Annotated in this window: 1 protein-coding gene; it reads left to right on the forward strand. The window is 59.9% G+C overall.

Annotated elements, in window-relative coordinates:
* Window positions 1–180: alpha/beta fold hydrolase (locus JYB63_RS23000; protein ID WP_272873608.1), on the forward strand; the 180-nt coding region annotated here is incomplete at its 5' end.
* Window positions 181–284: the final 104 nt, after the last annotated feature.

Here is a 284-nt window from a genome sequence, read left to right on the forward strand (position 1 = left end):
CCCATTCTCGGCTTCTGGGGCACCAACGATCAGTTCAATCCGCCGGCCGGCGCATTCAAGGTGCTGGATAATGCACCCAATGCCCGCTTCATCATGCTCAACCGCTGCGGCCACTGGGTTCAGGTCGAACATCAAGCCCTGTTCAACCGGGAATGCATCGACTTCCTGTCCGCTGAATGAGTCATCCCGGGGCCATGCGGCCCCGGTTCCGAGGTTGCTTCCATGAACTACTCCCATTTGCTGGAGCCTGCCAGCATCGGCAGGCTCCAGCTGCGCAATCGCAT

This window comes from Aliamphritea spongicola, from assembly GCF_017051665.1.
GTDB lineage: Bacteria > Pseudomonadota > Gammaproteobacteria > Pseudomonadales > Balneatricaceae > Amphritea > Amphritea spongicola.